The 26,012-nt window shown below is 53.6% G+C and carries 20 protein-coding genes, 1 tRNA gene, 3 pseudogenes and 1 other annotated feature; of the genes and pseudogenes, 12 read left to right on the forward strand and 12 right to left on the reverse strand.

The features are described from left to right. Nucleotides 1-18 precede the first annotated feature (18 nt). A tRNA-Gln gene (locus GLP52_RS08515) sits at nucleotides 19-93 on the forward strand. A 315-nt stretch (nucleotides 94-408) separates the two neighbouring features. Continuing rightward, the gene (locus tag GLP52_RS08520; protein ID WP_237272162.1) at nucleotides 409-2,943 is read left to right on the forward strand and encodes a site-specific integrase; all 2,535 of its coding nucleotides are present in this window, start codon (nucleotides 409-411) and stop codon (nucleotides 2,941-2,943) included. Between the two features lie 103 nt (nucleotides 2,944-3,046). On the opposite strand, the gene GLP52_RS08525 is transcribed toward GLP52_RS08520, so the two are convergent. Further along, a complete protein-coding gene (locus tag GLP52_RS08525) occupies nucleotides 3,047-4,048 on the reverse strand; it encodes an IS30 family transposase (protein WP_237272163.1) in 1,002 nt (333 codons plus the stop codon). A 299-nt stretch (nucleotides 4,049-4,347) separates the two neighbouring features. Between GLP52_RS08525 and GLP52_RS08530 the strand changes: the two genes are divergently transcribed. Then, complete coding sequence (locus tag GLP52_RS08530; protein WP_237272164.1) at nucleotides 4,348-5,031, forward strand: hypothetical protein; 684 nt, start codon at nucleotides 4,348-4,350, stop codon at nucleotides 5,029-5,031. Nucleotides 5,032-5,503: 472 nt separating this feature from the next. Here the strand turns inward: GLP52_RS08530 and GLP52_RS08535 are convergent. From GLP52_RS08535 to GLP52_RS08575, 9 genes and pseudogenes are all read right to left on the reverse strand, one after another. After that, nucleotides 5,504-6,748 (reverse strand): annotated as a pseudogene (locus GLP52_RS08535) (IS3 family transposase). Next, nucleotides 6,335-6,452, reverse strand: a sequence feature (AL1L pseudoknot). (Overlaps the previous pseudogene by 118 nt.) 55 nt (nucleotides 6,749-6,803) lie before the next feature. Further along, complete coding sequence (locus GLP52_RS08540; protein ID WP_237271144.1) at nucleotides 6,804-7,199, reverse strand: transposase; 396 nt, start codon at nucleotides 7,197-7,199, stop codon at nucleotides 6,804-6,806. Nucleotides 7,200-7,422: 223 nt separating this feature from the next. Beyond that, on the reverse strand, nucleotides 7,423-9,201 hold the full coding sequence (locus tag GLP52_RS08545; RefSeq protein ID WP_093734502.1) for an ABC transporter ATP-binding protein: 1,779 nt from the start codon (nucleotides 9,199-9,201) through the stop codon (nucleotides 7,423-7,425). After that, complete coding sequence (locus GLP52_RS08550; protein WP_237273504.1) at nucleotides 9,198-10,145, reverse strand: acetamidase/formamidase family protein; 948 nt, start codon at nucleotides 10,143-10,145, stop codon at nucleotides 9,198-9,200. Before GLP52_RS08550 ends, GLP52_RS08545 begins: the two co-directional genes overlap by 4 nt. Continuing rightward, nucleotides 10,135-11,775, reverse strand: a complete 1,641-nt coding sequence (locus tag GLP52_RS08555; RefSeq protein ID WP_237273505.1) for an ABC transporter substrate-binding protein — start codon at nucleotides 11,773-11,775, stop codon at nucleotides 10,135-10,137. Before GLP52_RS08555 ends, GLP52_RS08550 begins: the two co-directional genes overlap by 11 nt. 29 nt (nucleotides 11,776-11,804) lie before the next feature. Next, nucleotides 11,805-12,725 carry an ABC transporter permease gene (locus GLP52_RS08560; protein ID WP_237273506.1) on the reverse strand — a complete coding sequence of 307 codons (921 nt, stop codon included), beginning with the start codon at nucleotides 12,723-12,725 and terminating at the stop codon, nucleotides 11,805-11,807. Continuing rightward, complete coding sequence (locus GLP52_RS08565; protein WP_093734506.1) at nucleotides 12,725-13,609, reverse strand: ABC transporter permease; 885 nt, start codon at nucleotides 13,607-13,609, stop codon at nucleotides 12,725-12,727. Before GLP52_RS08565 ends, GLP52_RS08560 begins: the two co-directional genes overlap by 1 nt. Further along, complete coding sequence (locus GLP52_RS08570) at nucleotides 13,596-14,195, reverse strand: ANTAR domain-containing response regulator (protein WP_093734507.1); 600 nt, start codon at nucleotides 14,193-14,195, stop codon at nucleotides 13,596-13,598. Before GLP52_RS08570 ends, GLP52_RS08565 begins: the two co-directional genes overlap by 14 nt. Continuing rightward, nucleotides 14,192-15,271 carry a transporter substrate-binding protein gene (locus tag GLP52_RS08575; RefSeq protein ID WP_167354579.1) on the reverse strand — a complete coding sequence of 360 codons (1,080 nt, stop codon included), beginning with the start codon at nucleotides 15,269-15,271 and terminating at the stop codon, nucleotides 14,192-14,194. The genes GLP52_RS08570 and GLP52_RS08575 overlap by 4 nt, the downstream gene beginning before the upstream one ends. Before the next feature lie 406 nt (nucleotides 15,272-15,677). Between GLP52_RS08575 and GLP52_RS08580 the strand changes: the two genes are divergently transcribed. From GLP52_RS08580 to GLP52_RS08595, 4 genes and pseudogenes are all read left to right on the forward strand, one after another. Further along, a complete protein-coding gene (locus GLP52_RS08580; protein ID WP_237272166.1) occupies nucleotides 15,678-16,568 on the forward strand; it encodes a hypothetical protein in 891 nt (296 codons plus the stop codon). Continuing rightward, nucleotides 16,513-17,727, forward strand: coding sequence for an IS256 family transposase (locus GLP52_RS08585; protein WP_237273507.1), 1,215 nt, complete (start codon nucleotides 16,513-16,515; stop codon nucleotides 17,725-17,727). The genes GLP52_RS08580 and GLP52_RS08585 overlap by 56 nt, the downstream gene beginning before the upstream one ends. A 59-nt stretch (nucleotides 17,728-17,786) precedes the next feature. Then, nucleotides 17,787-18,653: pseudogene (locus tag GLP52_RS08590) on the forward strand (IS256 family transposase); the annotation flags it as partial. A gap of 56 nt (nucleotides 18,654-18,709) precedes the next feature. Further along, nucleotides 18,710-19,255, forward strand: a pseudogene (locus tag GLP52_RS08595) (IS3 family transposase); the annotation flags it as partial. Here GLP52_RS08595 and GLP52_RS08600 read toward each other — a convergent pair. Then, on the reverse strand, nucleotides 19,219-19,374 hold the full coding sequence (locus GLP52_RS08600) for a hypothetical protein (protein ID WP_237272168.1): 156 nt from the start codon (nucleotides 19,372-19,374) through the stop codon (nucleotides 19,219-19,221). The pseudogene GLP52_RS08595 and the gene GLP52_RS08600 sit on opposite strands and share 37 nt — an antisense overlap. 271 nt (nucleotides 19,375-19,645) lie before the next feature. After that, nucleotides 19,646-20,353 (reverse strand): GntR family transcriptional regulator, encoded by a 708-nt coding sequence (locus GLP52_RS08605; protein WP_237272169.1) that lies wholly within the window; start codon nucleotides 20,351-20,353, stop codon nucleotides 19,646-19,648. 173 nt (nucleotides 20,354-20,526) lie between these two features. Between GLP52_RS08605 and GLP52_RS08610 the strand changes: the two genes are divergently transcribed. Genes GLP52_RS08610 through GLP52_RS08630 form a run of 5 tightly spaced genes read left to right on the forward strand, consistent with a single transcriptional unit; the run spans nucleotide 20,527 to nucleotide 25,958 of the window. After that, a complete protein-coding gene (locus tag GLP52_RS08610) occupies nucleotides 20,527-22,131 on the forward strand; it encodes an ABC transporter substrate-binding protein (RefSeq protein ID WP_237272170.1) in 1,605 nt (534 codons plus the stop codon). Beyond that, entirely contained in the window at nucleotides 22,131-23,081 is a 951-nt protein-coding gene (locus GLP52_RS08615) for an ABC transporter permease (RefSeq protein WP_093734519.1), read from the forward strand. Before GLP52_RS08610 ends, GLP52_RS08615 begins: the two co-directional genes overlap by 1 nt. Beyond that, nucleotides 23,078-23,977: an ABC transporter permease gene (locus GLP52_RS08620; RefSeq protein WP_237272171.1), complete on the forward strand. Its 900-nt coding sequence runs from the start codon at nucleotides 23,078-23,080 to the stop codon at nucleotides 23,975-23,977. Before GLP52_RS08615 ends, GLP52_RS08620 begins: the two co-directional genes overlap by 4 nt. Continuing rightward, on the forward strand, nucleotides 23,974-24,948 hold the full coding sequence (locus GLP52_RS08625; RefSeq protein ID WP_093734521.1) for an ABC transporter ATP-binding protein: 975 nt from the start codon (nucleotides 23,974-23,976) through the stop codon (nucleotides 24,946-24,948). Before GLP52_RS08620 ends, GLP52_RS08625 begins: the two co-directional genes overlap by 4 nt. Continuing rightward, complete coding sequence (locus tag GLP52_RS08630) at nucleotides 24,945-25,958, forward strand: oligopeptide/dipeptide ABC transporter ATP-binding protein (RefSeq protein WP_237272172.1); 1,014 nt, start codon at nucleotides 24,945-24,947, stop codon at nucleotides 25,956-25,958. Before GLP52_RS08625 ends, GLP52_RS08630 begins: the two co-directional genes overlap by 4 nt. Nucleotides 25,959-26,012: the final 54 nt, after the last annotated feature.

A 26,012-nucleotide genomic window follows, 5' to 3' on the forward strand; every position in this document is an offset into this window, starting at 1 on the left:
CTAATTACGCCCACACGTTGGGATGTAGCCAAGTGGTAAGGCAACTGTTTTTGGTACAGTGTACCGTAGGTTCGAATCCTACCATCCCAGCCAACACACATGAAAAATCGCATACTTTCCAATGGGATAGCCGTTGATCAAGCGGCCACCCTCCCATCTCCACTTCGCGGTGGTTCACAAACTGGTTCACATCGGCCGGGATGCAGGCCAAGTGACTCGCGAAGGAAGTGGGGACTTCACCTCGTTCGCAGAAACGGGGTCTTCTACTTTCGGAGACGCTGGACGACGCCATTGCGAAAAAATGGCGCCCCAGAATTTCTGTCTGTCTCTCTTCGAACAAATATCCTCTCTGAAGCGGTAAAGCGGTCGGCTGACCTGCTTTCCGCCGTGGAAGCAGGAGAACGAAACATGCTGATGGAACTTCAGGAGTCGCCAGTAAACTCGGGACGCATGCAAGAGATGCTCAAGGAGCTTGTGCGTCAGGCCTTTGTTCGAATGATTGCCAGACAAGAAAGCGATCTTTCAATCGGCAATCCAGACACACACCTCAGCCAAATTAGTGCAGAAAGCGATCGTATCCGAGCTGCTCAGAAAGCAAGGGACTGGTCTGTCGCATTGCCCTTCGCCGGTGAAATTGCACGTAAAAACGGTATGGATCCTGATGACCTTGCCGCTCCGGCGGTGGCTCGGCAAGTGTTGGCACTCATCCGCCAGCTCAACGATCTAAGCCTGAGTGTAGAGCAAAACTTTGAAGACCCGCTGAATGCCGGGCGAGAGATATTACTTGGCCATGGCATCGTGCCGACCCGCGAAGCCCTCAAACCACCGATGCAGCTATCGGAAGCAATTGAAAAGGCCTGTTCGGAAGCGCCCCGCGATGTTGAGACCAAAATCCGCGTTATCGGAAAGCTCGCACTCGCCTTCTTCGGTGACATCCCCGCCTCAGCGATCGTGCTCGAGCAATCTTTCGAGTTTCTACACTTGGTCTGGATGTTACCCAAAGCCTGGGGCAAGTCCCACGGACGGAACCGCCACGGACAGGTAGGAAAAGAACTGTGTCCCCACGATGAAATTCTTCAGGCCAATACAAATGACGCCAAACTTATTTCGGAGATCACGGACCTCGACACGATGTCGATACCCGACAAGCGTCGCCGATTGGTTCAAGAACTGACTCCTCGGATCACAGATGGATACTTGTTTACGCAGCGCGACATGTTCAATCGTATACTCCGCGCGGCGCTTGGAAAGAAGCGCGTAGCTCGCGATCTTGACGATGAGGACCGCATCCTCCCTTCTCATGCGCAACTGAATAGTCGCATGCGGGCATGGCATAAGGCACAAAAGACCCCCTGCGGTCTTCCGATGCGGGTGTCGCGTCCGAAACGTCGGATGTCCTGGTCGCTTGAACGCTTGTCGAAATTACTCAGCTCACCAATTTATTTTGGCACCTCTTCACAATCGCAGCGTAGTCGCAAGGCGACAGCGAGCAAGCGATATATCACCAGAGATGCAATCTATTGGGTTCCCTTAATAATGATCACGATGGGAGTCCGACCTGAAGAAATTCTCCAAGCGACCGTGGCAGACGTAATCCGCCGCGATGGCATCCTTTGTCTTTTTGTAGGAGACGAGGAAGATTCAATGCTCAAGAATGAGCAGTCGCGGCGTGTTCTCCCCATTCCGCAGATCTTGCTCGAACTCGGTTTTAGAGAATGGATCGTGGCGCGAAAAAAGGCAGGTGAAACTTGGCTCTTCCCTGAAATTCAGCCGGACAAAAACCACGGCCGTAGGTCGCAAATTTTCGGTGATAGGCTTCGTAATATGCTTAAAACACTGAAGCTTCACTCGGAACGAGAAGACATCTATGCAATGCGCCGAACCCTTTCTTCTAAACTTATGCAACTTGGCATCGATACGGGCACCCGGCAAAAAATACTTGGTCACCTTGAAGGCACGACCATTGACCGCCATTACACAGACCACGGTCTTCTCGAATTGAAAGACATCCTCGACGCTCTCGACTACGGCATCATTGTCGGGCGTGATCGCCGCTTTGATTTTCCAATTATTACGGGTAGCAGCGCGCTGCTCTTAACTGCCCTCGATGTTGAACTGGCAATGACCGATCAGCGAGAGGTTTCCGCCGTCCTACTCCGCGATTCAGAAACGGACGAGATAATTTTCGAAGCAACAATTTCAGGCCAGAAAGCCCCATCGGAACCACCCTGGGGTGAATGTGCCTCGCTTGATGCAGTGGAAGCCGCGACGCAGATCCTGTCGCTCAGTCGGCAGTATTCATTAACTATGCCAGCGAATGAAGAGGCAACGGCCGCGATCGAGCATTTGCTAATTTTGGTCGATGACAAACCTTTTTATAGTCAAGTGCGCCGCGAAGAGCGTCGTGCGCACGGCGATCAGGCAACGTTGGACAATAATCTTGAGCATGAGCCCAATTCGGAAGCGGATAACGCCGATCTGCGAACTGCTACCCTCGGTCGAGGCGACCTTGTAATCTGCTTGTTTCCTACGCGAAGCGCCGGTTCAAGCGGTTCCGCGCCACGTCCAGGGCTGATTGTCGATACTCGCACACTTGCTGGTCAAACTTATCTCGACGTTGCATGGGGTGGGCCAATGAATGCTTCAGGGGTGGTGCCCCATGAACTTGCCTTGGCACAGCCGAAAGAGATGATAGAGGCGCAAATCGACATTCCGACACGATTCAATCTACGCCGCCGCGTTCTCGTCCCTGAGAAATCCAAAGTTTACTTGCATGGACGATTAGGCCACATCGGCGATAGTGCTTGTGCACGGCTCGGAGAATGCCTCCTCCATGCCGGGGATGTATCCCCGGAGCCGATACAGGAAACCGGGCACCCTGCGCGCGCTCTGACCATTGAACGACGCCGCACTAAATCTGTCCGGCCAGGAACAAGTCGTTAACCTTGTTCTCTTGAATTTCACGATATTCAAAACATTGAAACCTGCAGCCAAGCCTGTGAGCGATACCTGAACCGCGACTCTTGCCGAACTCAGGGTAGGGGTGTCATCGCATTTCCTCCAATATCTTTTCGCGAAAGACCTCGGCTGGCGTTTTCCATCCAAGGCACTTGCGCGGCGTGTTGTTGAGGCGATCACAGATCACCTTCATATCGTGATCTGTGCATTGCCGGATGTCGCGTTTGCGGGGCAGCCACCTTCGAAGGCGTCGGTTTGTGTTCTCGACTGTGCCTTTTTGCCAAGGGCTGGAAGGGTCACAAAACCACGTCTGGGTTCCGATCTCGGCTTGGAGGTGCGGCCAACTGACAAACTCGGTTCCGCGGTCGAAGGTAATGGACCGACGGGCGACGAAGGGGAGATCTCTAATGGCACTCATGATCTTACCCATAACCGGCTTGGTGCGCTTGTTGGGGTTCTTTAGGATCACAGTGAAGCGGCTGACGCGCTCAACCAATGAGGTAACGTTGGACTGGCCAAGCTTTTGTTTGAACAGCATCAAATCAGCTTCCCAGTGGCCAAACTGACGGCGATGAGCAACATCATCAGGTCGGAACAGGATACTGACATCGCGGTGGAATTTGGGCTCTCTGCGTTTTCTGGTGCGACGTGGTCTGCGGGCGACACGGTGGGTCGGTAGATACCACCACAGGTCTTCGCGCTGACCTTCCTTGGAATAGATATAGCGATAGATGGTTTCCTGGCAGACCCTGAGGGGAGTGCGCTCGTGGATCATGCGGTTACTGATCTGCTCGGGTGTCCAACCGTTCTTGATACGCTCAATCACACGCTTGCGAAGCTCGGGATGTTTGATCAGTTTGCGCTCCCGAGCACGACGCTCCGCTTGCATCAGGTGCGCAGCGGCACCGTAATAGCCATCGCATCCAGGCATGTTTTCATCCGAGAAATTGTTGCGTTTTAGCTCGCGGAATATCGTTGATCTGCAGCGCTTCAGAACGCGCGCCATCTCATCGACAGGGACCTTTGCGTGTCTCCAGCGTTCTATCTTGCGTCGTTCTGTGATACTTAGTTGGTCGTAAACGGCTCCCATACCGATTCCTCTCATTAGATAAACTACTGTTTTCTAACAAGAGTCGCACTTGGGGATAGCGCGCGCCCCCCCCCCTGAATCTCGCGCATAATAAATCTCAGATTTGGCGAACCAAGCTTAGCCTCCCAGCAAAAAGCTGACGGCCAATCACGTCCAATTAGTAAATACTATTTGGCTCGAGGGGACATTTGTCAGAAATAATTGCTGTGAAATCGCAAGCACACCCACTTCCTTCAGACAACGAATGCGCACCCCGAGTTTGTCAAACTCGGTTTGACAAACAGTAAGGCAATCTTCAAATGACAAATAATGCATCGAAAATGAAGCACCGCGGACGCCCCCTGAGTTACCAGCCTGAATTGGTTTACGAGGTTGTCGAACGTCTTCTGGAAAACGGGACCCCACGAGCCAGCATCGATGCCTCTCTCGTCAAGCAAGAGCTTTGCCAGACATACGGCATTAAGGACACGATCCGCTTGGAGAGCCTAAAGCGGGTTGTAGACGATGCGGTTTCAGAGCTTCAACAAAATCAGGATCGCGCATTGCTTTCTACGTTGCCCGAAACCGTCACCGCATCAATAGATCACTTCATGAAGGGAGCGCGCGATGCCTTTGCGATACTGGTCGCAGAGCAGAACGCAAAATGTCAGGCCGAAGCGGAGACGCGATGCGCAGAACTGCAATTCGATAAGCGATCGGCGCAACGGCATATTTCAGAACTTGAAGCGGAAATAACCCAGCTCCAGAAAGACAAACAGAAGCTTGTCGAGCAAAGGGATTGTAGCATTGCTGATGCTGCATACATTCGAAATCAACTAAGTGAAATTAAGGAAGAGGTTACCCGGCTTCGCGGCGCAAACGATTTCGCGCAGCAGCTTATGGATCAGTATAAGCAGTATGGCGGCAGCGTCGAAAACCAGACAGACGTAGTCGGCCGCGGCCAGGCAACAAGAAGAGAAGCAGTGTCCAGCAAACTTAAATAATTGTGACGTTCAAAACAACGATTAGGCTGTTAATCAATTGGTCGTAGGTTCAATTCCTATCGCCGGGGCCAATCAAATCCCCTCAAGTCAATGATTTGAAGTATTTTTCATTGGTAACTTATGAGGTGTCCACCAACCCTATCCGTTGCTCGAGAGTTCTGTGAACTTTTCACAGTGCGAACTCTCTCTCACCGGATATCATCATCTAAATTCCTAAGCAATTTGCTCGCCAATGATCTCTCGTCGGCGCCGACACTATCATCTGCGGCTATCCTCATCAGTCTGCCTTGAACCAGTGAATGACCCCCGAAGAAAGTATCGAGGGTATTTATTCTGAGCTTATACTGGACACCGTGTGCCGAAGAATCGCTCCAACTCATCATCTTTTGCAAGACGTTCAGTAAGCCAGGGTCAGTCGTTGTTTGGTCAGCTTGAACCGCCCCGATTTTACCGGAGGGTGCTTTGTTCAACGTCAGGCTACTTTATCGAGTGTGTTTAGATTTGCATAGAATACCTCCTCTGCTTCTGCGGGTGTGATGTATCCGATGGGACCGAATAGCCGACGGTTGTTATACCAATCGACCCATTTCAGCGCTTCCCATTCGACTTCGCGCCTCGATTTCCATGGACCGATCTGGTTGATGACCTCTGTTTTGAACAGGCCAATGACGCATTCAGCGAGGGCATTATCATAGGAATCGCCGACTGTTCCAACCGATGGATCAATACCGAATTCGACAAGGCGCTCGGTATACTTGATCGAGAGATATTGCGATCCACGGTCTGAGTGGTGAACCAAGGTATTGTTATCAAGTGTTTTTCTTTGCCAGATTGCTTGATCCAAAGCGTCGAGAACGAACTGCGTCGCCATTGAGGTCGATACGCGCCAGCCAACGATCCGGCGCGCAAAGACATCGATGACGAAAGCGACATAGACCGTTCCCGACCACGTCGGGACGTATGTGAAGTCAGAGACCCAGAGCTGGTTAGGCCGATCTGCTTTGAACAAGCGGTTTACCTTGTCGTCAGGGCACGGCTGGGAGGTGTCCGGATTAGTCGTGACAACCTTTTTACCCCGAACTACGCCCTTGATGCCCAAATTGCGCATCAACCGCTCCACCGTGCATCGTGCGATCTCCTGATTATCGCGCAGTAAGACATGCCAGATCTTCCGCACACCATAGAGCTTGCGGTTCTCTTCCCAGGCCGCATTGATCTTGATGCACAGATCAGCGTCAGACTTCGCCCGGGCTGAAGCCCGATCAGGATCACGCGCGATGGAGCGCCGTTCATAATAGGTGGACTGGGCGATTTGCAGCATTTTTGCACATCGGCTCGACCCCGAACTCACCGCGATGTTCTTCAATGAAAGCAGTCACTTGCGAAACGGGCGGTCGAGCTCCGCCTGGGCAAAATACGCTGATGCTTTCTTCAGGATCTCATTGGCCTGCCGGAGTTCGCGCACCTCGCGCTCCAACTCCTTGATCCGCGCTTTCTCGGCACTGGTTTGGCCAGGCCGTTCGCCGCCATCACGCTGAGCCTGCCGGACCCAAACGCGAAGACTGTCTGGCGAACAGCCCAATTTGCTTGCGATCGCTGTGAATAAAGCAGCTTCGCTACGATACTCATCGCGGTGTTCCATCGCCAACCGCACCGCACGTTCGCGGAACTCAGGTGAATACGGCTTCGAGGTCTTCTTGTTGTGTGACTGTTCCATAATGGGCAATTCTCCGAAAGTTTTGCCCTCCGGTAAACCCGGGGCGGTTCAAACATCATGAGAGCGCATTCAAGGCGCGGGCAATCTCGGCAATGCGCGCCGCCGATGTGCCTGCATCCAATCGCACAGTGACACTCCCACAAATCAGATCCAACGGCGACGGCGGCTCAGGGTCAGGTGTCGCCTCAACATCTTCGCGCACAACCAACGCTGCAAAGCTTGGTTCCTCGGTCACAGCGGGCAGAACCAGTTTGCCCTCGCGCGCCATGCGTCGCCATTCCGATAAATGATTGGCCCGCATGTCATACCGCCGTGCCACAGCGCCAACTGTCGCACCTTCCACCAACGTCTCGGCCACGATCTGTGCCTTCACCGCATCCGGCCAACGGCGGTGACCACGCGGCCCCACCACCAAATCAATGTTACTGAGAAACTCCGTTGAGCGCTCCATGGAGAAACTCCCTGATAATCCATCCGTCAGGGCTGAATCTCAGATCAGAGGCTCACAAGGAAGGTGGGGGCGGCACATCGCTTACTCTTAACCTTTTATATTTGTATGTTGTACTATTGGTGCTGGCCATTAAAGCAGCTTCCGGTCGAGCAGTGACACCAGTCGACAAAGGACCGCGCGTTGCGACAGATACCGTTTATTGCTCAACCCGCGCGAAATTAGGCTAAACCGCGACCAAATGCCCGTCTCCCATGGCTCTATACTTAAGAATCTGTGGAGATTGGCCAATCGGCATTACCGGGCTTTTGAGCTCGGTTCCCAACACTTCGCTGACCGGAAGCTGGCGTTCCGGGTCCGGAAATGGTGCGGCCGCAATCAGACGTCGCGTGTATTGATGCTGAGGATTTCCGAATACCTGAGCGCTGGTACCGATCTCGACAATTTGCCCCAAATACATAACTGCCACGCGATCAGCAATGTTCTCAACTACTGCCATATCATGCGAGATAAACAGATAGGACATGCCCAACTCAGACTTGAGCTCCTGTAAAAGGTCCAACACCGTTGCCTGAACTGAAACGTCAAGAGCCGAGACGCTTTCGTCGGCAACGATAAGCTTAGGATTCAACGCTAATGCCCGCGCAATGCAAATACGCTGACGTTGTCCGCCTGAGAATTCATGGGGGTAGCGATCGAGAGCTTCGGGGCCGAGACCGACGCGCTTAAACAGCTCGGCTGCACGATCTGTTCGGCTTTGAGGTGTCCCGATCTCATGAATGACCATCGGCTCTCTGACCAGATCTCCCACGGTCATGCGACCGTTAAGTGCTGCCATAGGATCTTGGAATACCATCTGCATCGCGCGCGTATTGGTGCGCTGCGAGGAGCGGTCGCGCAAGATGGGCTTGCCGGAAAACTTGACGACCCCCTCGTGTGGGACAAGTCCAGTCAAAGCACGTGCAATAGTCGACTTGCCACATCCGCTTTCACCCACGACGGCAAAAGTCTCCCCGGGAAAGATATCAAAGTTTACTTTTTCCACGGCGTGGACGCGCGCTTGAACACGATCCAAAATTCCACCGCGAATATCATAGGTGACCTTGAGGTCTCTCACGGAAAGCAAGGGCTGTACCGTGGTATCAACGGTGTTGACGCGTCCCTTCCCCATGCGTGGAACACTGGAAAGCAGTTGCTGAGTATAAGGCATTTTGGGATCGCGAAATAGCGTGCGCACCGCGGCCTCCTCAACCAACTGACCCTTTTGCATCACCAAAACTCGGTCCGCCATCTCGGCGACAACGCCCATATCGTGGGTGATAAGAATTAACGCCATACCCATTTCTGAGGTGAGTACGCGCAGCAGGTCCAAAACCTCACGCTGCACGGTAACATCCAGCGCAGTTGTCGGCTCGTCTGCAATCATCACATCTGGGCGAAGTGCAATGGCCATAGCAATAACGACACGTTGGCGCATACCGCCAGATAGTTCATGCGGATATTGTTTCATTCTGCGCTCTGGTTCGGTCAGCCGCACGGCCTTGATCGCTTCTAAGGCACGAAGACGTGCAGCCCGTCCCGACATGGGCTCGTGCGCGCGAATAGCCTCGGTTAGTTGATCACCGATACGCATCACTGGGTTCAGCGCAGTCATGGGTTCTTGAAAAATCATAGCGATACGATCGCCACGCAGGCGCTGCAACTTATGCTCGGGCAAAGTAGTGAGGTCGGCGCCGTCGAACACTATTTTGCCACCCGAAACGTGGACAGCAGGTGGAGGCAGCAAACCCATTATAGCTAAGGAGGTGAGCGACTTTCCCGAACCGCTTTCACCTGCGATGGCAAGCGTCTCGCCTGGTTTGAGATCGAAGCTGAGGCCCCGTACAAGCGGTTGTATACCTGCATCGCTGCGTACCGAGATATCAAGGTTCCGTACTGACAAAACCGGGGTGCAGGCATCGGCAGCCACAGAGGCCGCCGATGAAATTTGTGCTGGTACCGTCATTCGAACACGCAGCGCGGAAAGTAGAAGGACACAATCCAGTTTGGCATATCGACAATCTCCGAAATACGCAGATCGCCACATGTAGATACCAGCATATAGGCATCTTCAGCTGATAGACCTCGCGTTTTGCATAACAAATCGACCATCTGGCTTACCGCTTCTTTTGCGCCGGTCATCAGGTCTGGGCCAATACCCGTGGTGACCTCATACCCCTTGGAATCCAGGTGGTTGGTAACAGGACCCGGTGTTGTAAAACGCGGCATTTTGAGATTTGCGTCTTTTATCAGGTCGAGCGTTACTGTGGCATTCATAGGGCTCTCAATCGCAGTACCGCAGACTTCGCCATCGCCTTGTGCCGCATGGGTATCACCGATGGAGAACAGTGCTCCAGCGACTTCGACAGGCAGGTACAACGTCGTTCCCGCAGCCAAGTCCCTGATATCAAGGTTGCCACCGACACGGCGAGGCGGGACGACTGTATGCAACCCTGGTTCCGCGAGAGCGCAACCAATGGTACCAGCGAAAGGCTTAAGTGGTACGCGCCCGTTTTTACCAAACAGAGCTGGCTCCAGCGTATCTGGATCATACTTCCAGATTGTTAGCGCCGGATCCTCAAACTGATCTGCCAGCAAGCCGAAACCGGGTATATTTGCGGTCCAACCGAAGCCAGAAGGTTTAAACCCTTCGATGGTGATTTTCAGCGCGTCACCGGGCTCTGCCCCGTCCACGTAGACGGGACCCGTCACCGGGTTGATCTTGCCAAAATCCATAGCCGCGACATCGGCAACGGTACTGTCCGCATTCAGTTGACCCGCTGAGCTGTCGTGGCATTCGAATTCGATTGTTTCACCAGGTGCCACTGTGATGGCTGGGACAAACGAGTTGTCCCAGCCAAAGTGGTGGCTCGCGCCGTGAATAGTATAGTCAGGACATTTATTGCACATCGTTTACATACACATAGTCATAGTTAACAGGGATAGAGACTGGATCGACGTAGAGTTTGTCATCGCCGCCCATACGCTCGGATTTCATGGTGTATCGCTGCTCGTTAAACACGGGCACCCAAGGCGCGTCTTCCATGACTGCCATATAGACATCGGACCACATTTTCAGACGCTCATCGACCATAGCCGGATCTGTCATGCTGTCGGCTTTAACTGCCATCGCATCTGCATCCGCATTACAGTACCATGACCAATTCCAACCGCCCTGCACAGCCCCGTCGCAGCCCAGGATTGGACCATAGAAGTTTGACGCATCTGGAAAATCCGCGATCCACGCCATACCACCTGACCATATCATAGGTGCTTGATCGGCTTCACCGCCAGCGGCAATAACGCTGGCTTGCGCGAGGGACTGAATAGTTGCTTTCACACCGATTTTCGAGAGGTCCTGCTGGATCGCTTGAGCGATGCGCGGGTTCGGGTCGGTATTCATGACAAACAGTTCTGTCTCGAAACCATCAGAGAACCCAGCTTCGGCCAAGAGTGCTTTTGCAGCTTCGGGATCGTAGGGATAACCTTCATACCCTTCTGTGTATCCGGGCATCGAAGGTGGAAGCGGTTGTGTTGCTGGAACCGCACGCCCGTTGATGACTTGGGTAATGCGCTCTTTGTTGATCGCCATATTGACGGCTTTGCGCACGTCGACATTGTCAAAAGGCGCCATCTTAACGTTGAGGGTAATATAGCCGGTGTGAAGCTGCCCGCCCTCGATTACGCGCGCTGCTTGTTCGGGATCACCCATGACCTCTTGGAATTTCGCTGGTGGAATACCGTCCCCAGGTACGTCGACTTCGCCATTTTGAAGACGTAGCAATGCGACAATCGGCTCCTGGCCCACCTCGAAAGTGACGCTATCCAGATAGGGCAGTCCTTCGCGCCAGTAATCCTGATTTTTTTCGAAAACCAACTTCTGACCGATCGTCCAGTCTGCCAATTTAAATGCACCTGTACCCATCGCTGTTTTGCCAAAATCGGCACCCGCGGCTTCGACCGCTTCCTTGGCCACTACAGAAGCGAAATTCAGCCCCATAACGTGCAGAAACGTCGCATCCGGCCGTGACAGAGTGATCTCTACTGTTTGCTCGTCCAACACCTTAACGCCAGACAGTTCAGTTACTTCGCCCGAGGACACAGCGTCATATCCTTCGATCGATCCAAAGAAGCCCGCGCCAGGGCTTTGGGTCGCCGGATTAGTTACGCGATCGAGCGTGTATTTCACGTCATCAGCCGTCATCACGCGACCGTTGTGGAACTTCACTCCTTCGCGAAGTTTGAAAGTGAAAACCTTGCCATCTTCCGAGATGTCATAGCTTTCGGCAAGTCCGGGGCGCAGTTCGGTTGTGCCCGGTTCATAATCCATAAGCCCATCATACAGAGACTTGATCATAGACCAGTTCTGCCAGTCATACCCGATAGCAGGGTCCAAGGTGGCCACGTCGTCCTTATAGGTCACCGTGATGTTGCCACCAGATTTAGCGTTCGGATCAAGATCGGAATGAGCATCGGCAGCTGCTATCTGGGGCAGAGCAATGGCTGCAACCAGTGCCGAGGTTGTGAGTAGTTTTTTCATTGTAAGTTACTCCTGTTGGGTAGGTTTTATTAGCGGACCTTGATCCGCGGGTCGGCGAACAGGGACGCAATATCTGCGACCAGATTGCCAATAACGATGGCGCAAGCTGATACCAGCGTGACGCCCATGATGATTGGTATGTCCACGCGCTGGATCGCCTGCCATGCAAGCTGTCCGATGCCCGGCCATCCGAAAACAGATTCAACGACAACGATACCGCCCATAAAGATGCCGACGTCGATCCCGATCATCGCGATGATCGGCAGAACGGCATTTGGCAAAGCGTGACGCATCAAAACCCGTATACGGCTCAACCCTTTAGCGCGTGCTGTACGAATAAAATCCTGTCGTAGTACATCAATCATCGAAGATCGCATCATGCGGCTGTACCAGCCCGAGCCAAGGATCCCTAAGGTGATCGATGGCAAAACCAGATGTGCAAATGTGCCGTAGCCACCGATGGGGAACCAATGCAACTGGACCGCAAATACATAAAGCATCAGTAGGCCAACAACGAACTGCGGTGCAGATACGCCGATAAAGCTCGCCATCATTAGGGTGTTATCGGTAGCCGTCCCTCGTCGCATTGCCGCGACGACTCCCATGGTGATACCCAAGATCAGTTCACAAACGATGGCTCCCAACATCAGAAGGAGCGACGCAGGCAACCGAGCTGCTATAAGCGTACTGACTTCGGTCTTTTGCAAATAAGACCGTCCCAGATCACCCTGAAGTAGATTGCCCAGATACCGCGCGTATTGGATGATAAACGGCTGATCTAAACCAAGTTGAGCCCGAATGTTGGCGACAGTTTCCGGTGTCGCTGAACGACCGGCAATCTGACGCACTGGATCTGCAGGAAAGAGGTACAAAAGTGCGAAGGTGATGAAAGAGACGCCCAGCAGTATAAGGCAGGACTGGATAAGACGCTTGGTGATAAAGGCCAACATTATGCGCGCCCCCGTTGTGTAGGGTCCAGCACATCACGCAGCGCGTCACCCACAAGATTGAAGGCCAAGGCTAAAGTAACGATTGCCACGCCGGGGAAAAACACAAGCCAGGGAGCCGCTTGAAAGTATGTTTGGTTCTCGAAGATGATATTGCCCCAGCTCGGTGTGGGAGGCTGGACCCCTACCCCAAGAAAGCTAAGCGTCGCCTCAAGCAGCACCGTGGTCGAGATGCCCAGTGTACCCCAGACAATTATTGTAGGTGTAAGGTGTGGCAGAATGTGCTTGAATAAGATGCGAACATTTCCTGCGCCTAAAGTACGCTCTGCAGCTATAAACTCACGCTGCGACAGGCTTGCAGTCTCGGCATAAAGCACCCGTGCGGTTTGTACCCAGTTCACTGTGGCAATAACCATAGCAACGATCCACAATGACGGTTGGAATATCGCCGCGAGGCAAATTGCCAGCAAAAGCGCAGGGAACGCCATCATGAGGTCGGTGAACCTCATGAGGATGTTGCCCCAAATTCCCCCGAAATAGCCCGCAGTGACACCGATAAAAGTTCCGATAATCAGGGCGACTCCATTCGCCAAAACACCAATAATTAGCGAGGTGCGTGCGCCGTATAAGATGCGCGTCAACAAATCCCGACCAAGCAGATCGGTTCCCAGTGCAAACTGCGCCCCAGGTGCCATCGGTGCGCCTTGCATCGTGAGACCATCAAACATCTGATCGTTTGGCTCATATGGAGTGAGGTACGGTGCGAACAGAGCACCAAAGATGGTCAAAGCAATTAATGCCATGCCAAACAGAGCAAGCTTACGCTTCTTCAATCGCTGCCAAACCGTAGGTGGCAAAAGTGCAGGTGTCGCCTCAGCAAATGCCACGGTTAGCTCCTGTCGTCTCCGAATGCTTAACGATCTGCACCGCTGCGTCCTCCATTGTCATTTTCCATGCCATCGCGAGTTGGCGCAGGTCGTCGTATGCGGTCTCTTCAGAGCCCGTTTTTTTCGCTAATAGGCTTACGGCTTGAACAATCGTCTGCCGCGCTGACACGCGATCCCGCAGGGCACCAATTTCAGCCAACAATGCTTTTCGTCTTTCGAACGATTGCCGCGCCATTAAAAGAGACGCAAAAACGCCACTCGCAGCCAGCGGCTTGACCAGCAATGCATCGGCCCCTGTCTTGGATGCCCATTCGATCCGCCCCGGCGCTTCAGATCCGACGAGTGCAATCATGGGCATAGGCGACTGCCCCGACGCCCAGGGAAATTGAGCATCATGGCCTGCGTCCGTGTCGTAAAGAATGAAATCGGCTGTGATCGCGGAAGCAGGCAGCTTTGGCCAAGCGGTTTCCGCCTCAAGACCGATGGCCCGCAATTGACGCAGCAATATTTGTAGACGGTCATGCGCTGGGTGCAAAACAATTGCACGAGCCCCTTCTAACCCCGCAATATCAATTTGTGTGCTCATGCTTGCACGACCTTCAGCATCGGATCGCTAAACTTAGGGTGTCTCGATGGTCGGGTGAGATACGGGTCGGGTGCAATATCCGACCAACTGTGCAGAATTTTAAAAGCGCTGTTTCGAACCTGCGCGATATGCACATCGAGCGACTTATGTTGTGTCGCGGGATCAATTCCGTAGCGGGCCCCATGTTGCGCCAAATAGCTGTCGAACGGTCCACTTGCACCGTGCGCAAGAGCTTCAGCCAAAGTCAGCACAGACTGAAAAGCAGTACGCTCTAAGGAAGAGCCCTCCCCGTTAGATGTGGGGTTCTTACGGAATGATGGACCGACCGAAATCAATCCCTCTGCTGCGTCGCCGAGTACAGGAAGTTCAGCTTCTGTTAGATTACACGATAGCAACGGGCAGTTGTCAGATGCGAAATATGGGTCACGTTGCCCCAGTTCAGCATAGGCTTTGATGAAAGCGTATGAGGAGGCTCCTACAAGTGAGTTCAAGATGAATTTCGGGCGACTTTTTTCGATATCCTCGATCAAGCTTTCTACGGATGTATCGCCAAGCGGCAGGTAACGTTCGCCCAATACAGAACCGTCCGCAGCTTCAAGCCGCGTGCGCATTACTCTGCACGTTTCCCACCCCCAAATGTAATTGGATCCAACAAGGTAGACCGACATACCGAAGTGACGCGTTGCCCAGCCAAGCAGCGGCAGAATGTTCTGGTTAGTAGCAGCATGGGAGTAGACAACACGTGCTGACGTCTCGAACCCCTCATAGGGCACGTTGTACCATAGGGTTGCCTGTGCGCGATCGAGCTCAGGAATAACTTCTTTGCGGCTTGAGGAAGTGACGCAGCCAACCACATGCTTCGCATTAGAACTGGATAGGATTTCCGCGCACATTGGGGCGTAGTTGGTCAGTTCCCCTGCTGGGTCCCGGACGATAGGGTTAAAAGAAACCGGCAAATCATGGTTGGCGTTAACACTTTCAATCGCCGACATTGCGCCGGTGAACAACGCCTCAGACAACAGCTGATACGTGCCTGAACGTGAGTACAATACACCGAGATCGAATGTCTTAGACATGGTTTCCCCACAAAAAAAGCCCCGACACAGCAACCCTTAGTTGCTTCTGTCGAGGCCCGAATGCCCTTGCCTGGTTATTGCCCAGGCATGATCTGACTTAAGATCACCTAATTTAAATGCCCCAGAGTCGGGTCTGGCGCAATTTATTTTCGAAAATATGTGACAAAAAGTCTGGCGAACCTGATTGACTGCCTAAAATTTGTGCCCAAGTTTACTGCCACGCGTATCTCGGTAGGCCAGATAACGTAAGTCGCGCAAAAAACCCTGCAGTGCGCACAAACGGCGACCCCGATTTACCTGGCAACATAAGCGGCTCAAACCCTGTCCCATTGACAATGCGACGTGACCGGAAGGACTGTATTAAAGCGGCTTTGGGAGAAACCGCACTCATGGGGGGAGAGAAGCATTGCTTGAAGGTGAACCACCTACGCAGATATTGCCGATTCCGATACGGGAAGATGGTAGGCAGCATACTGGCGCAGCGATCAATACAGTATTGGGCAAAAAGTACGAAGACGCGGGGAGCCTCTTGCTCGCTTCATCAAAAGGCTTGGGCTGGGGAGGTACCGTCAATGCAGAGCTACGGCGCCATAATTCGTTGAGCGGAGCGTCCTTCATCCAGCCTATCAACGAAGTAGCCATTGCCTTAGCTGGCAGTGCCGAAATCAGGCGCCGTGCGGATGGCGCTGAACAGCGATTTGAGTCTCGAGCCGGTGTATCCTGCATTTGCCCAAAAGGTGTATCAGTTCGCTACCTCAATATTGATGGAGATAGCCTGGATATGCTTCATCTCTATTTATCTAAGGACGCATCTGGCGGTCTAAACGATCGAGATACGAATGCCGAAGACGCAGGGCTTGTTTACACTGGAGGCATATTCGATCCGCTAATTCATCAGATCGGGTTGGCGATTGCTGAGGAGTTGCAGGCAAGTACAAAAAGCAACCGGATCGTATTCGATACATTGAGTTTAGCGCTTTCGGCTCGGATATTGCAGCGGCACACCCGAGCCGACGATTGGGCGCGCTCTGATGCCTACATTAGCTCCCAAAACGCCAAGGGCCTTGATCCGATGCGATTGAAGCGTGTGGTCGAGTTCATGACGGAAAACCTATCTGAAGACATTTCCCTTAGCGACTTGGCCGAAGTATCTTGCCTGAGCATGTTCCACTTTGCGCGAGAGTGTCCGATCTTCTGTGTAATTGCGATCTGGTCCATGCTTCCTGAGAGGAGCAAGGACGATGACCATATCCAAGGAACTGCTGGACGAACTACTGAAGGGCTGCGAGCGGCCTGAAGACCTGCTTGGCGATGCCGGTCTAATGAAAGAGCTCAAGATCAAGCTGATGGAGCGAATGCTCGGTGCTGAGTTGACGTCACATTTGGGCTATGAAGACGGCAAGGATGCCCCGCCTGATCAGACCAACCGTCGCAACGGGTCATCCGCCAAGAGATTGAAGGGGCAAGACGGCGAACTGCCTATCGCTGTGCCACGGGACCGGGACGGTAGCTTCGAACCTGAACTGGTGAAGAAGGGTCAGACCCGCATTGATGGGATGGATGACAAGATCATTGGCCTCTACGCAGCCGGTCTGACGGTCCGCGATATCCGTGCTCATCTTGAGGACGTCTATGGCCTGCAAGTTTCGCCAGACTTGATCAGCCGCGTGACCGATGCGGTGCTGGATGAGGTTCGGGAATGGCAGTCCCGGGCGCTGGACCGGATGTATCCCATCGTCATTTTTGACGCTCTACGGGTCAAAATCCGTGACGCCGATAGCCGCATGGTCAAGAACAAAGCCGTCTACGTGGCCCTTGGCGTCAGCAAGGATGGCGTGCGCGAGGTTCTCGGTCTTTGGATCACTGACAATGAGGGCACCAGATTTTGGCTCTCCGTGATGACAGAGCTTAAGAACCGTGGGCTGCAAGACATCCTGATTGCGGTCGTGGACGGACTCAAGGGCTTCCCTGATGCCATCACAGCAGCCTTTCCGGACGCGACCGTGCAAACGTGCATTGTCCATCTCGTGCGCCACTCGTTGAACTTCTGTGCCTGGAAAGATCGCAAGGAAGTGGCCGCTGATCTACGGCGGATTTACAGCGCCCCTACAGCCGATCAAGCTGGTTTGGAGTTGGATGCCTTCGAGGAAAAATGGGCCGGAAAATATGCTTCCATCGCACCGGCCTGGCGCAGGGCTTGGCAGGAAGTGATCCCGTTCTTTGCTTTTGATCCCGCCATCCGAAAGATCATCTACACCACCAACGCAATTGAAAGCTTGAACCGTGTAATCCGCAAATCGATTAAGACGCGGGGATCGTTCCCGACCGAAGACGCAGCCACGAAGCTGATCTACTTTGCGATCCGCAAGTTTGAGAAAGGCGGCCGAAATGTTCGAGAATGGTTTGCGGCCCGCAATCATTTCGCAATAATGTTCGAGGATCGCTTCAATGCGTGACTGTATCTAAAACCCGCATGGGCCAGGCCAGATACACAAAGTTTATGACACTCCCAGCCGGTCTGACGGTCCGCGATATCCGTGCTCATCTTGAGGACGTCTACGGCCTGCAAGTTTCGCCAGACTTGATCAGCCGCGTGACCGATGCGGTGCTGGATGAGGTTCGGGAATGGCAGTCCCGGGCGCTGGACCGGATGTATCCCATCGTCATTTTTGACGCTCTACGGGTCAAAATCCGTGACGCCGATAGCCGCATGGTCAAGAACAAAGCCGTCTACGTGGCCCTTGGCGTCAGCAAGGATGGCGTGCGCGAGGTTCTCGGTCTTTGGATCACTGACAATGAGGGCACCAGATTTTGGCTCTCCGTGATGACAGAGCTTAAGAACCGTGGGCTGCAAGACATCCTGATTGCGGTCGTGGACGGACTCAAAGGCTTCCCTGATGCCATCACAGCAGCCTTTCCGGAAACGGCCGTACAAACGTGCATTGTCCATCTCGTGCGCCACTCGTTGAACTTCTGTGCCTGGAAAGATCGCAAGGAAGTGGCCGCTGATCTACGGCGGATTTACAGCGCCCCTACAGCCGATCAAGCTGGTTTGGAGTTGGATGCCTTCGAGGAAAAATGGGCCGGAAAATATGCCTCCATCGCACCGGCCTGGCGCAGGGCTTGGCAGGAAGTGATCCCGTTCTTTGCTTTTGATCCCGCCATCCGAAAGATCATCTACACCACCAACGCAATTGAAAGCTTGAACCGTGTAATCCGCAAATCGATTAAGACGCGGGGATCGTTCCCGACCGAAGGCGCAGCCACGAAGCTGATCTACTTGGCGATCCGCAAGTTTGAGAAAGGCGGCCGAAATGTTCGAGAATGCTTTGCGGCCCGCAATCATTTCGCCATAATGTTTGAGGATCGCTTCAATGCGTGACTGTATCTAAAACCCGCATGGGCCAGACCAGATACACAAAGTTCATGACACTCCCGGTAAACCGCTTGTTCAAAGCAGATCGGCCTAACCAGCTCTGGGTCTCTGACTTCACATACGTCCCGACGTGGTCGGGAACGGTCTATGTCGCTTTCGTCATCGATGTCTTTGCGCGCCGGATCGTTGGCTGGCGCGTATCGACCTCAATGGCGACGCAGTTCGTTCTCGACGCTTTGGATCAAGCAATCTGGCAAAGAAAAACACTTGATAACAATACCTTGGTTCACCACTCAGACCGTGGATCGCAATATCTCTCGATCAAGTATACCGAGCGCCTTGTCGAATTCGGTATTGATCCATCGGTTGGAACAGTCGGCGATTCCTATGATAATGCCCTCGCTGAATGCGTCATTGGCCTGTTCAAAACAGAGGTCATCAACCAGATCGGTCCATGGAAATCGAGGCGCGAAGTCGAATGGGAAGCGCTGAAATGGGTCGATTGGTATAACAACCGTCGGCTATTCGGTCCCATCGGATACATCACACCCGCAGAAGCAGAGGAGGTATTCTATGCAAATCTAAACACACTCGATAAAGTAGCCTGACGTTGAACAAAGCACCCTCCGGTAAAATCGGGGCGGTTCAGACTGGCATCGCCAAGCAGGTCTTCAGGCCGCTCGCAGCCCTTCAGTAGTTCGTCCAGCAGTTCCTCGGATATGGTCATCGTCCTTGCTCCTCTCAGGAAGCATGGACCAGATCGCAGTTACACAGAAGATCGGACACTCTCGGCCAGCATTTTCTGAGCGCGTCGCACCCTGAAGAGGTGAACGAGCTCGCGCGATCGTTCATCAAAAAGTGGTCGTAAACTCTTACGACACATTAAACTGCCGTCATCAGCTTATCCACTACCTTAGCAGGTGACGGCTGACTGATGTTATTCAACGAAGCGCAGAGCTACTCGACTATAAAGAATTGCGCGCCGGATAAACTTGGCTCTACGCGTTCGGTTTAACCGGTAGCTCCCTCTTGCGGCGCGCAAGGATGTCGGACGACACAAGATATGAAGACGCGACGTGACTGCAAACCAGTCTGCGCGTCATTTCTACATCTAAGTTAAGTATCGCGTCAGCGATCTGACGATGCTCGCTTCGAGAGGACGCCAGCCGCCTACTGTCTTCTCGGAAATTGGCGGCTCGCCATGCAAAGGTTCGCATGCTGAGCTCGTCCAAGGTTGAGGCGAGTGTTGAATTCCGAGCACCCAACTTTATAGCCTCATGAAATTGCCTGTTGATATCGCTGTATGCGGTCGGGTCGTCGCAGGCATCGCCACTGTCAACAATCAACATAAGCTGACGGCGCTCGATTTCACTCATACGTTTGGCCGCAAGAGCGGCAAGAGCGCTCTCTATCTCGCCAGTGGCTTCAAACAATTGAGAAAGGTCTTCGGGTGCCATCTCGCGTACAAAGTAGGCGCGCCGGGATCCACGCTCGGCGAGGCCTGCTTGGGCCAGCCGATGCAAGGCTTCCCTCACCGGAGTACGCGATACACCGAATTTTTCGGCCAGTGACTTTTCGACAAGTGGTTCGCCCGCGGCCAATTCGCCGACCATGATAGTCTCTATCAGGCTTTCAAAGATGCAATCTGCTGCACGAATAATCATCAGCCATCCAATCCCGTCGTTTTGTGCTCTTTTAGCTTCCATTTGTATACATGTGCTTGCAAGCTTTAACCACATGACGCCGAGCAACTGGGAGGGTTCGGTTAAAAATGCCTCAAAATCGACGTGAGGCGGGCGAACTGGGGGAAACCCAGCGCGAGCATTTGTCGGCCGAAACGAACGAAGGGAGGAGACAATGCCAACAGGGATAATAAAATATGAAACCGATCGACCACAAAAAAGTTCTTGCCGAACGTCTGTCCGCACGCTTCGGACGTAGAACAGTACTTAAGGGCCTTGGTGCCGGCATTCTAACAGCTGCAACCGCTGGCGCACCTTCTCTTGTGCGTGCACAGCAAAGCGGTCACATCAAAATTGCGTCCATTAAAGTCATTGATACGCTGGACCCCCACTTCACTGGCTTCCTGTCTTCCATACAGATCATCAACAATATCCATAACGGTCTTCTCAAGATTGCTTACGACGGCAAGAACGTCACTTTTGAACCAGACCTCGCGGAAAGCTGGGATATCGAGGGCGACAAGGTCCACGTCTTCAAGCTGCGCGATGGCGTCAAGTTCCACGATGGGACACCCTGTGATGCCGAAGCTGTCAAATTCTCCCTTCTGCGTGTCAAAGAAGGGGAACCCAAGTCACCACACGCGTGGAAACTGGCGCTGTTGGAAACCATCGAGGTTGTCGACCCGCTGACCGTGAAGCTAACATTCTCTCAACCATACGCTTTCTTGCCCGTCGCACTGAACGGCTCGACCGGACGTGCGGGCACGATCGTTAGTCCCGCTGCCGTGCAGAAGTACGGTGCCGACTATGGACGTAATCCCGTTGGGACGGGGCCATTCAAATTTGTGTCCTGGAAAGAGAACGACGCAATCGAACTGGAAGCAAACCCCGATTATTTCGAACCAGGATTGCCAAAGCTTGAGCGTGCGACATTTGTTCTGATGAACGAGGCCTCGACTGCGCTTGCGGCGTTAATGTCCGGCCAAATCGACGGCATGACCGATTGCCCGATGCAGCTCGTCGATCAGGTCGAAGCTTTCCCGAATGCGAACCTGTACGGAGAGATCGAGGGGAACTACACCTTTGTCGGGATGAACTGCAAACGCGGTCCATTTGACGACGTTAACCTGCGTCGCGCTGTTGCTTGGGCTCTGGATCGAGATACCCTCGTGAAACAGGCGTACTTTGGTCGTGCGCAGAAAGCGTATACGCCTATTTCGCCTCCGATGACCGACTTCTTTGATCCTGACATTGCGTCCAGCGGCCGCGGTCAGTGGTATGATCTGGAAAAGGCCAAGTCCTTCCGCGCCAAGGCTGCTAACCAAGGTGAAGTGGAAGCCGTCTATATGATGGCAGAACGCGGTCCTGTTGGGACACGAGTGGCTCAAACTGTCGCCCCGATGCTGGCTCAGATCGGCATCAAGGCGAAGCTGGAACTTGTGGAGCCCGCAACATGGGTCAAGCGCCGCAACGCCTCCGATTTTGACCTCTATGACTTTGAATGGGTGGCCGACCTGGACCCTGATGAAACACTTTATCCCGAATTTAAATCGGACGGGGCATGGAACTTTGGCGGTTGGGTGAACACCGACTTTGACGACCTTTGCGCACAAGCTCAGGTCGAACTGGATCCAGCAGCACGACGCGCTTTGTACAACAAGGCAGAAGACTTGCTGATGGACGAAGCCGGCATTGCTGTCATGGCCCACATGCCAATTTACAAAGTGTTCTCTACCAAGGTTAAGGGGTTCCAATATATTCCGGCTGATCTTGTGAATCTACACACTGTGAGTATTGGCTAATGCTCGTTAAGGCACTGGGGAAAATCGCGCAGACATTCGTTGTCCTATTCGTCGTATCGGTCGCCAGCTTCGGACTTTTGAAGCTGGCACCGGGCGATCCAATTCAGATCATGCTCGGGTCAGAGTTCTCTCAAGCGAGCTACGATTCACTAAGAGCCGAACTGGGGTTGGATCAACCATTCCTTGTCCAATACGCGAATTGGGCGATCCAGTTTGTGCAGGGCGATTGGGGAACATCCTATGTCGCGCGCGCAGAGATTTTCACCTATGCCTTTAAGGAGGCGTTGCCTGTCACGCTGACCCTCGCCTCCTTTTCTCTTCTTTTTGCAATTCTTGTTGGTGTCCCTTTGGGCGTATTATCAGCCATTAAGAAGGACACGATATTTGACGCCGGATCGGCTGTACTTGCCCTGACAGGCACGGCATTTCCTTCGTTTCTTCTGGGCATCTTGCTGATCTGGTTCTTTGCGGTGAAGCTTCAACTCTTTCCGGTAATGGGCTACGTCTCGCCGTGGGAGAACTTCTGGCTGGGCATTTACCACATGATCCTGCCCGGCCTTACGCTTTCGACCTATTTCATTGCAATGATTACTCGCCTTACCCGCGCGACACTGATCGAAGTGTTAGAGCAACCCTATATCGCGGCGGCCCGCGCACGCGGTGAACCGAATTGGCGCGTCGTCTGGGTGCATGGTGTACGCAACATCGCTATGCCGCTCGTTACAATCCTTGGCCTGCAATTGGGTGTGCTGCTACAAGGGACTGTTCTAACAGAAACGGTGTTCAACCTTCCTGGTGTTGGGCAGATGCTGACCTCGGCTGTACTGGGGCGTGAATACCTTGTGGTTCAGGCTGGCGTTATGATGACGGCGGTTTTGTTCATCGGCGTCAACCTGCTGGTCGATCTGTCCTACCCCTTCCTTGATCCACGACTGAGGACCAGCAAATGAGCGTTCAAATGACCAAGGGCGTCGCTGCGGTACCGATTATGGACACCCCTTCACCCGCTGCAAAATCCCGTCGATCTGTTTTCATACGGCGGCCTTTCTTCACCGCAGCTTTGCTTGTTGCAGCGGCTTATGTGCTGGCCGCGATTTTCGCGCCCTTTGTCGCCCCGTTCGATCCCGTTAAGCAGGACTTTAACGTCATGATGAAAGCACCCACTGTGGTGCATTGGATGGGCACAGATAGCTACGGCCAAGATATCCTGTCGCGCGTCATCTTCGGTGCACGATATGCGCTCATTATCGGCATCTTCTCGGTCATGATTGGCGCGATAGGCGGACTCATTATCGGGCTGGCCGCTGGCCTTTCTGGTGGATGGGCTGAATGGGGCCTGATGCGCTTGATCGACGCCATCCTTGCATTGCCGTCGCTGATCCTCGCCGTCGCATTCATCGCGATCCTTGGTCAAGGCGTGGACAAAGTCGTCATCGCAGTTGGCCTTTCCATGATAGGGCCCTTTGCGCGCACGGTGCGCAGTGACGTGATGCAGGTACGCGTTCAGCTTTTCATCGAAGCTGCGCAACTGATGTCCATTTCATACCTGCGTGTGATCCTACGCCATGTTTTGCCAAACGTGATTTTCCCGCTCGCCGTTCAGGTCACAATACGCGTTTCAGAGGCCATTCTGGTTTCCTCATCGCTGTCTTTTTTGGGCATCGGCGTCACGCCCCCGACACCTGACTGGGGCCTCATGATCGCTGAAGGACGCGATTTTGTCAGCTTTGCACCTTGGATGTCTGCGATGCCGGGTTTTGCTCTGGCCCTTTTGCTGATCGCCCTGTCGATTGTCGGCGACGGGGTGCGCGAAGAGTTTGATCCTAAATTACGGAGAGATTCATGAGCGATATGACCGTGAAACATGTCTTGTCGATCAAGGACCTCACCGTCTTCCGAGGTGCCGCTAAAATCTTGGATCGTGTCACGCTTGCGCTCGGTCAGGGAGAGACACTGGCTTTGGTCGGCGAAAGCGGTGCAGGGAAATCGACTATCGCCACTGCAATCATGCGCTTGCTTGAAAACGCGAGGGTCACCGGAAGCGCTACCTTGGCGGGCGAAGGCGACCTTCTCACGCTATCTGAGCGAAAGATGGTGAAGCTTCGAGGCCGCCGTTTGTCTATGATATTTCAGGACGCGGGTACTGCGCTGAACCCGTCGTACACAGTCGGACGACAGCTGAGCACGACCTTGCGACGCATCCACGGGCTATCAAAGGCAGACGCCCGAGAACAAGCGATTACACTATTCACCTCTGTCGGGATCAACGACCCCGAAGGCAGAATGTCTGCCTTCCCGCACCAATTATCAGGAGGCATGCAGCAGCGGGTTATGGTTGCTATCGCATTGGCAGGTAGTCCTGATTTGCTTTTGGCTGACGAGCCGACCTCTGCTCTGGATGTCACGATTCAAGCACAAATTGTCCGTCTGATCCTGCACCTGACCCGTGAACGTGGCGCAAGTTGTGTGTTTGTGTTGCATGATCTAGCCCTTGCCAGTCAGGCTTGTGATAGGATCGCGGTGCTCTATGCGGGACAAGTCGTCGAAAGTGGTCCGGCGCGCGATGTGCTCGAACGACATCGCCATCCTTACACTAAGCAACTAAAATCCTGTGTGCTCGAAATCGGCACCAAAGACTTACCAGTTCCCGAAGGAACTGTGCCGTCTCACGGGCAAATGCCTAACGGCTGCCGGTTTTGCACGCGCTGTCCACGCGCAGTGACGCGATGCGCGGACGAAGCGCCCCCCCTTGTGCCGGCCCAGCAGACCGCGACAGGCTCGCTTGATCACCATATTGCGTGTTGGAACCCCGAATGACTGTGCAAACCTTAACCGAAACCAATGCGACTGTCCCCGAGCAACCCATCTTCGAACTAATCGAGGTCGAGCAGGTGTTCGAAGTCCCCAAACCAGGGCGATCCCTTTTCAGCCGCGAAACAGTAGGTCTTCGTGCTTTGGATGGGGTTCGGCTTAATATTCGCAAAGGCACGTCCCTTGCTGTCGTCGGAGAAAGCGGTTCGGGTAAGTCTACCCTGCTTCGGGTCCTGCTGGGGCTGGACCGACCAAGCGGTGGGCGTGCGCTTTATAACAGTAAACCCATTCTGGAAGGACGCGCCACGGGTATCGATTTTGCACGCGATGTTGCGATGGTCTATCAAGATGCTCGTGGGTCACTCGACCCTCGTATGACTATTGGCGCGCTCATTGCAGAACCGCTTCGGCACTTCAATATCGTATCGCGCGAAGAGGAAGCCTCACGTGTTGCGCAACTGCTTGATAGGGTCGGATTGCCTGCAGACGCTGCTGACCGGTATCCATCGGGGTTGTCAGGAGGACAGGTGCGACGCGTGGCTATCGCACGCGCATTAGCATCGGAGCCTACGGTGCTTGTGGCGGATGAAGCTGTTTCAGGGCTCGACGTATCGACCCAAGCGCAGCTGTTAACTTTGTTGCAGTCATTACAGCGAGACATGGGCCTGACGCTTATCTTCATTACGCACGACCTTGGCGTCGCGAGCTTCCTTTGCCAAGAAATCGCGATCATGTATCTTGGCCGTATCGTCGAAACAGGCCCGACCGACGCTGTTCTTAATGCGCCAGCTCATCCCTACTCTGCGGCTCTTCGTGCCGCTGCGCCCCAATTTTTTGAGCCGCTTTCAGAGCCATTGTCCGGGGAGATCCCAAGCCCTCTCAACTTGCCAGAAGGGTGCCGTTTTTCGACACGTTGCCCAAGCGCGCAGAACGATTGCCGGCTGAAAGATCCGCAGTTGGGAAAGCTCAGCCTTCAACGCGCAGTCGCGTGTCTGCATCCGCTGGCATTAAAATAGTCGTTCCTCTTCAGCTAAAACAAGATCATCGCGAGCCCGTGGCAAGTGGTGCTA

It is taken from the genome of Sulfitobacter sp. M22, from assembly GCF_021736025.1.
GTDB lineage: Bacteria > Pseudomonadota > Alphaproteobacteria > Rhodobacterales > Rhodobacteraceae > Sulfitobacter > Sulfitobacter litoralis.

What these genes read in the sequence shown, in the direction of transcription:
- GLP52_RS08620 (WP_237272171.1), top strand. Translation starts at nt 23,078, where the DNA reads ATGAGCGTTCAAATGACCAAGGGCGTCGCTGCGGTACCGATTATGGAC.
- GLP52_RS08545 (WP_093734502.1), bottom strand. Translation starts at nt 9,201, where the DNA reads ATGACGGTACCAGCACAAATTTCATCGGCGGCCTCTGTGGCTGCCGAT.
- GLP52_RS08540 (WP_237271144.1), bottom strand. Translation starts at nt 7,199, where the DNA reads ATGGAGCGCTCAACGGAGTTTCTCAGTAACATTGATTTGGTGGTGGGG.
- GLP52_RS08570 (WP_093734507.1), bottom strand. Translation starts at nt 14,195, where the DNA reads ATGAGCACACAAATTGATATTGCGGGGTTAGAAGGGGCTCGTGCAATT.
- GLP52_RS08630 (WP_237272172.1), top strand. Translation starts at nt 24,945, where the DNA reads ATGACTGTGCAAACCTTAACCGAAACCAATGCGACTGTCCCCGAGCAA.
- GLP52_RS08585 (WP_237273507.1), top strand. Translation starts at nt 16,513, where the DNA reads ATGACCATATCCAAGGAACTGCTGGACGAACTACTGAAGGGCTGCGAG.
- GLP52_RS08600 (WP_237272168.1), bottom strand. Translation starts at nt 19,374, where the DNA reads ATGACCATATCCGAGGAACTGCTGGACGAACTACTGAAGGGCTGCGAG.
- GLP52_RS08605 (WP_237272169.1), bottom strand. Translation starts at nt 20,353, where the DNA reads ATGGAAGCTAAAAGAGCACAAAACGACGGGATTGGATGGCTGATGATT.
- GLP52_RS08530 (WP_237272164.1), top strand. Translation starts at nt 4,348, where the DNA reads ATGACAAATAATGCATCGAAAATGAAGCACCGCGGACGCCCCCTGAGT.
- GLP52_RS08520 (WP_237272162.1), top strand. Translation starts at nt 409, where the DNA reads ATGCTGATGGAACTTCAGGAGTCGCCAGTAAACTCGGGACGCATGCAA.
- GLP52_RS08615 (WP_093734519.1), top strand. Translation starts at nt 22,131, where the DNA reads ATGCTCGTTAAGGCACTGGGGAAAATCGCGCAGACATTCGTTGTCCTA.
- GLP52_RS08575 (WP_167354579.1), bottom strand. Translation starts at nt 15,271, where the DNA reads ATGTCTAAGACATTCGATCTCGGTGTATTGTACTCACGTTCAGGCACG.
- GLP52_RS08610 (WP_237272170.1), top strand. Translation starts at nt 20,527, where the DNA reads ATGAAACCGATCGACCACAAAAAAGTTCTTGCCGAACGTCTGTCCGCA.
- GLP52_RS08625 (WP_093734521.1), top strand. Translation starts at nt 23,974, where the DNA reads ATGAGCGATATGACCGTGAAACATGTCTTGTCGATCAAGGACCTCACC.
- GLP52_RS08560 (WP_237273506.1), bottom strand. Translation starts at nt 12,725, where the DNA reads ATGTTGGCCTTTATCACCAAGCGTCTTATCCAGTCCTGCCTTATACTG.
- GLP52_RS08525 (WP_237272163.1), bottom strand. Translation starts at nt 4,048, where the DNA reads ATGGGAGCCGTTTACGACCAACTAAGTATCACAGAACGACGCAAGATA.
- GLP52_RS08550 (WP_237273504.1), bottom strand. Translation starts at nt 10,145, where the DNA reads ATGTGCAATAAATGTCCTGACTATACTATTCACGGCGCGAGCCACCAC.
- GLP52_RS08555 (WP_237273505.1), bottom strand. Translation starts at nt 11,775, where the DNA reads ATGAAAAAACTACTCACAACCTCGGCACTGGTTGCAGCCATTGCTCTG.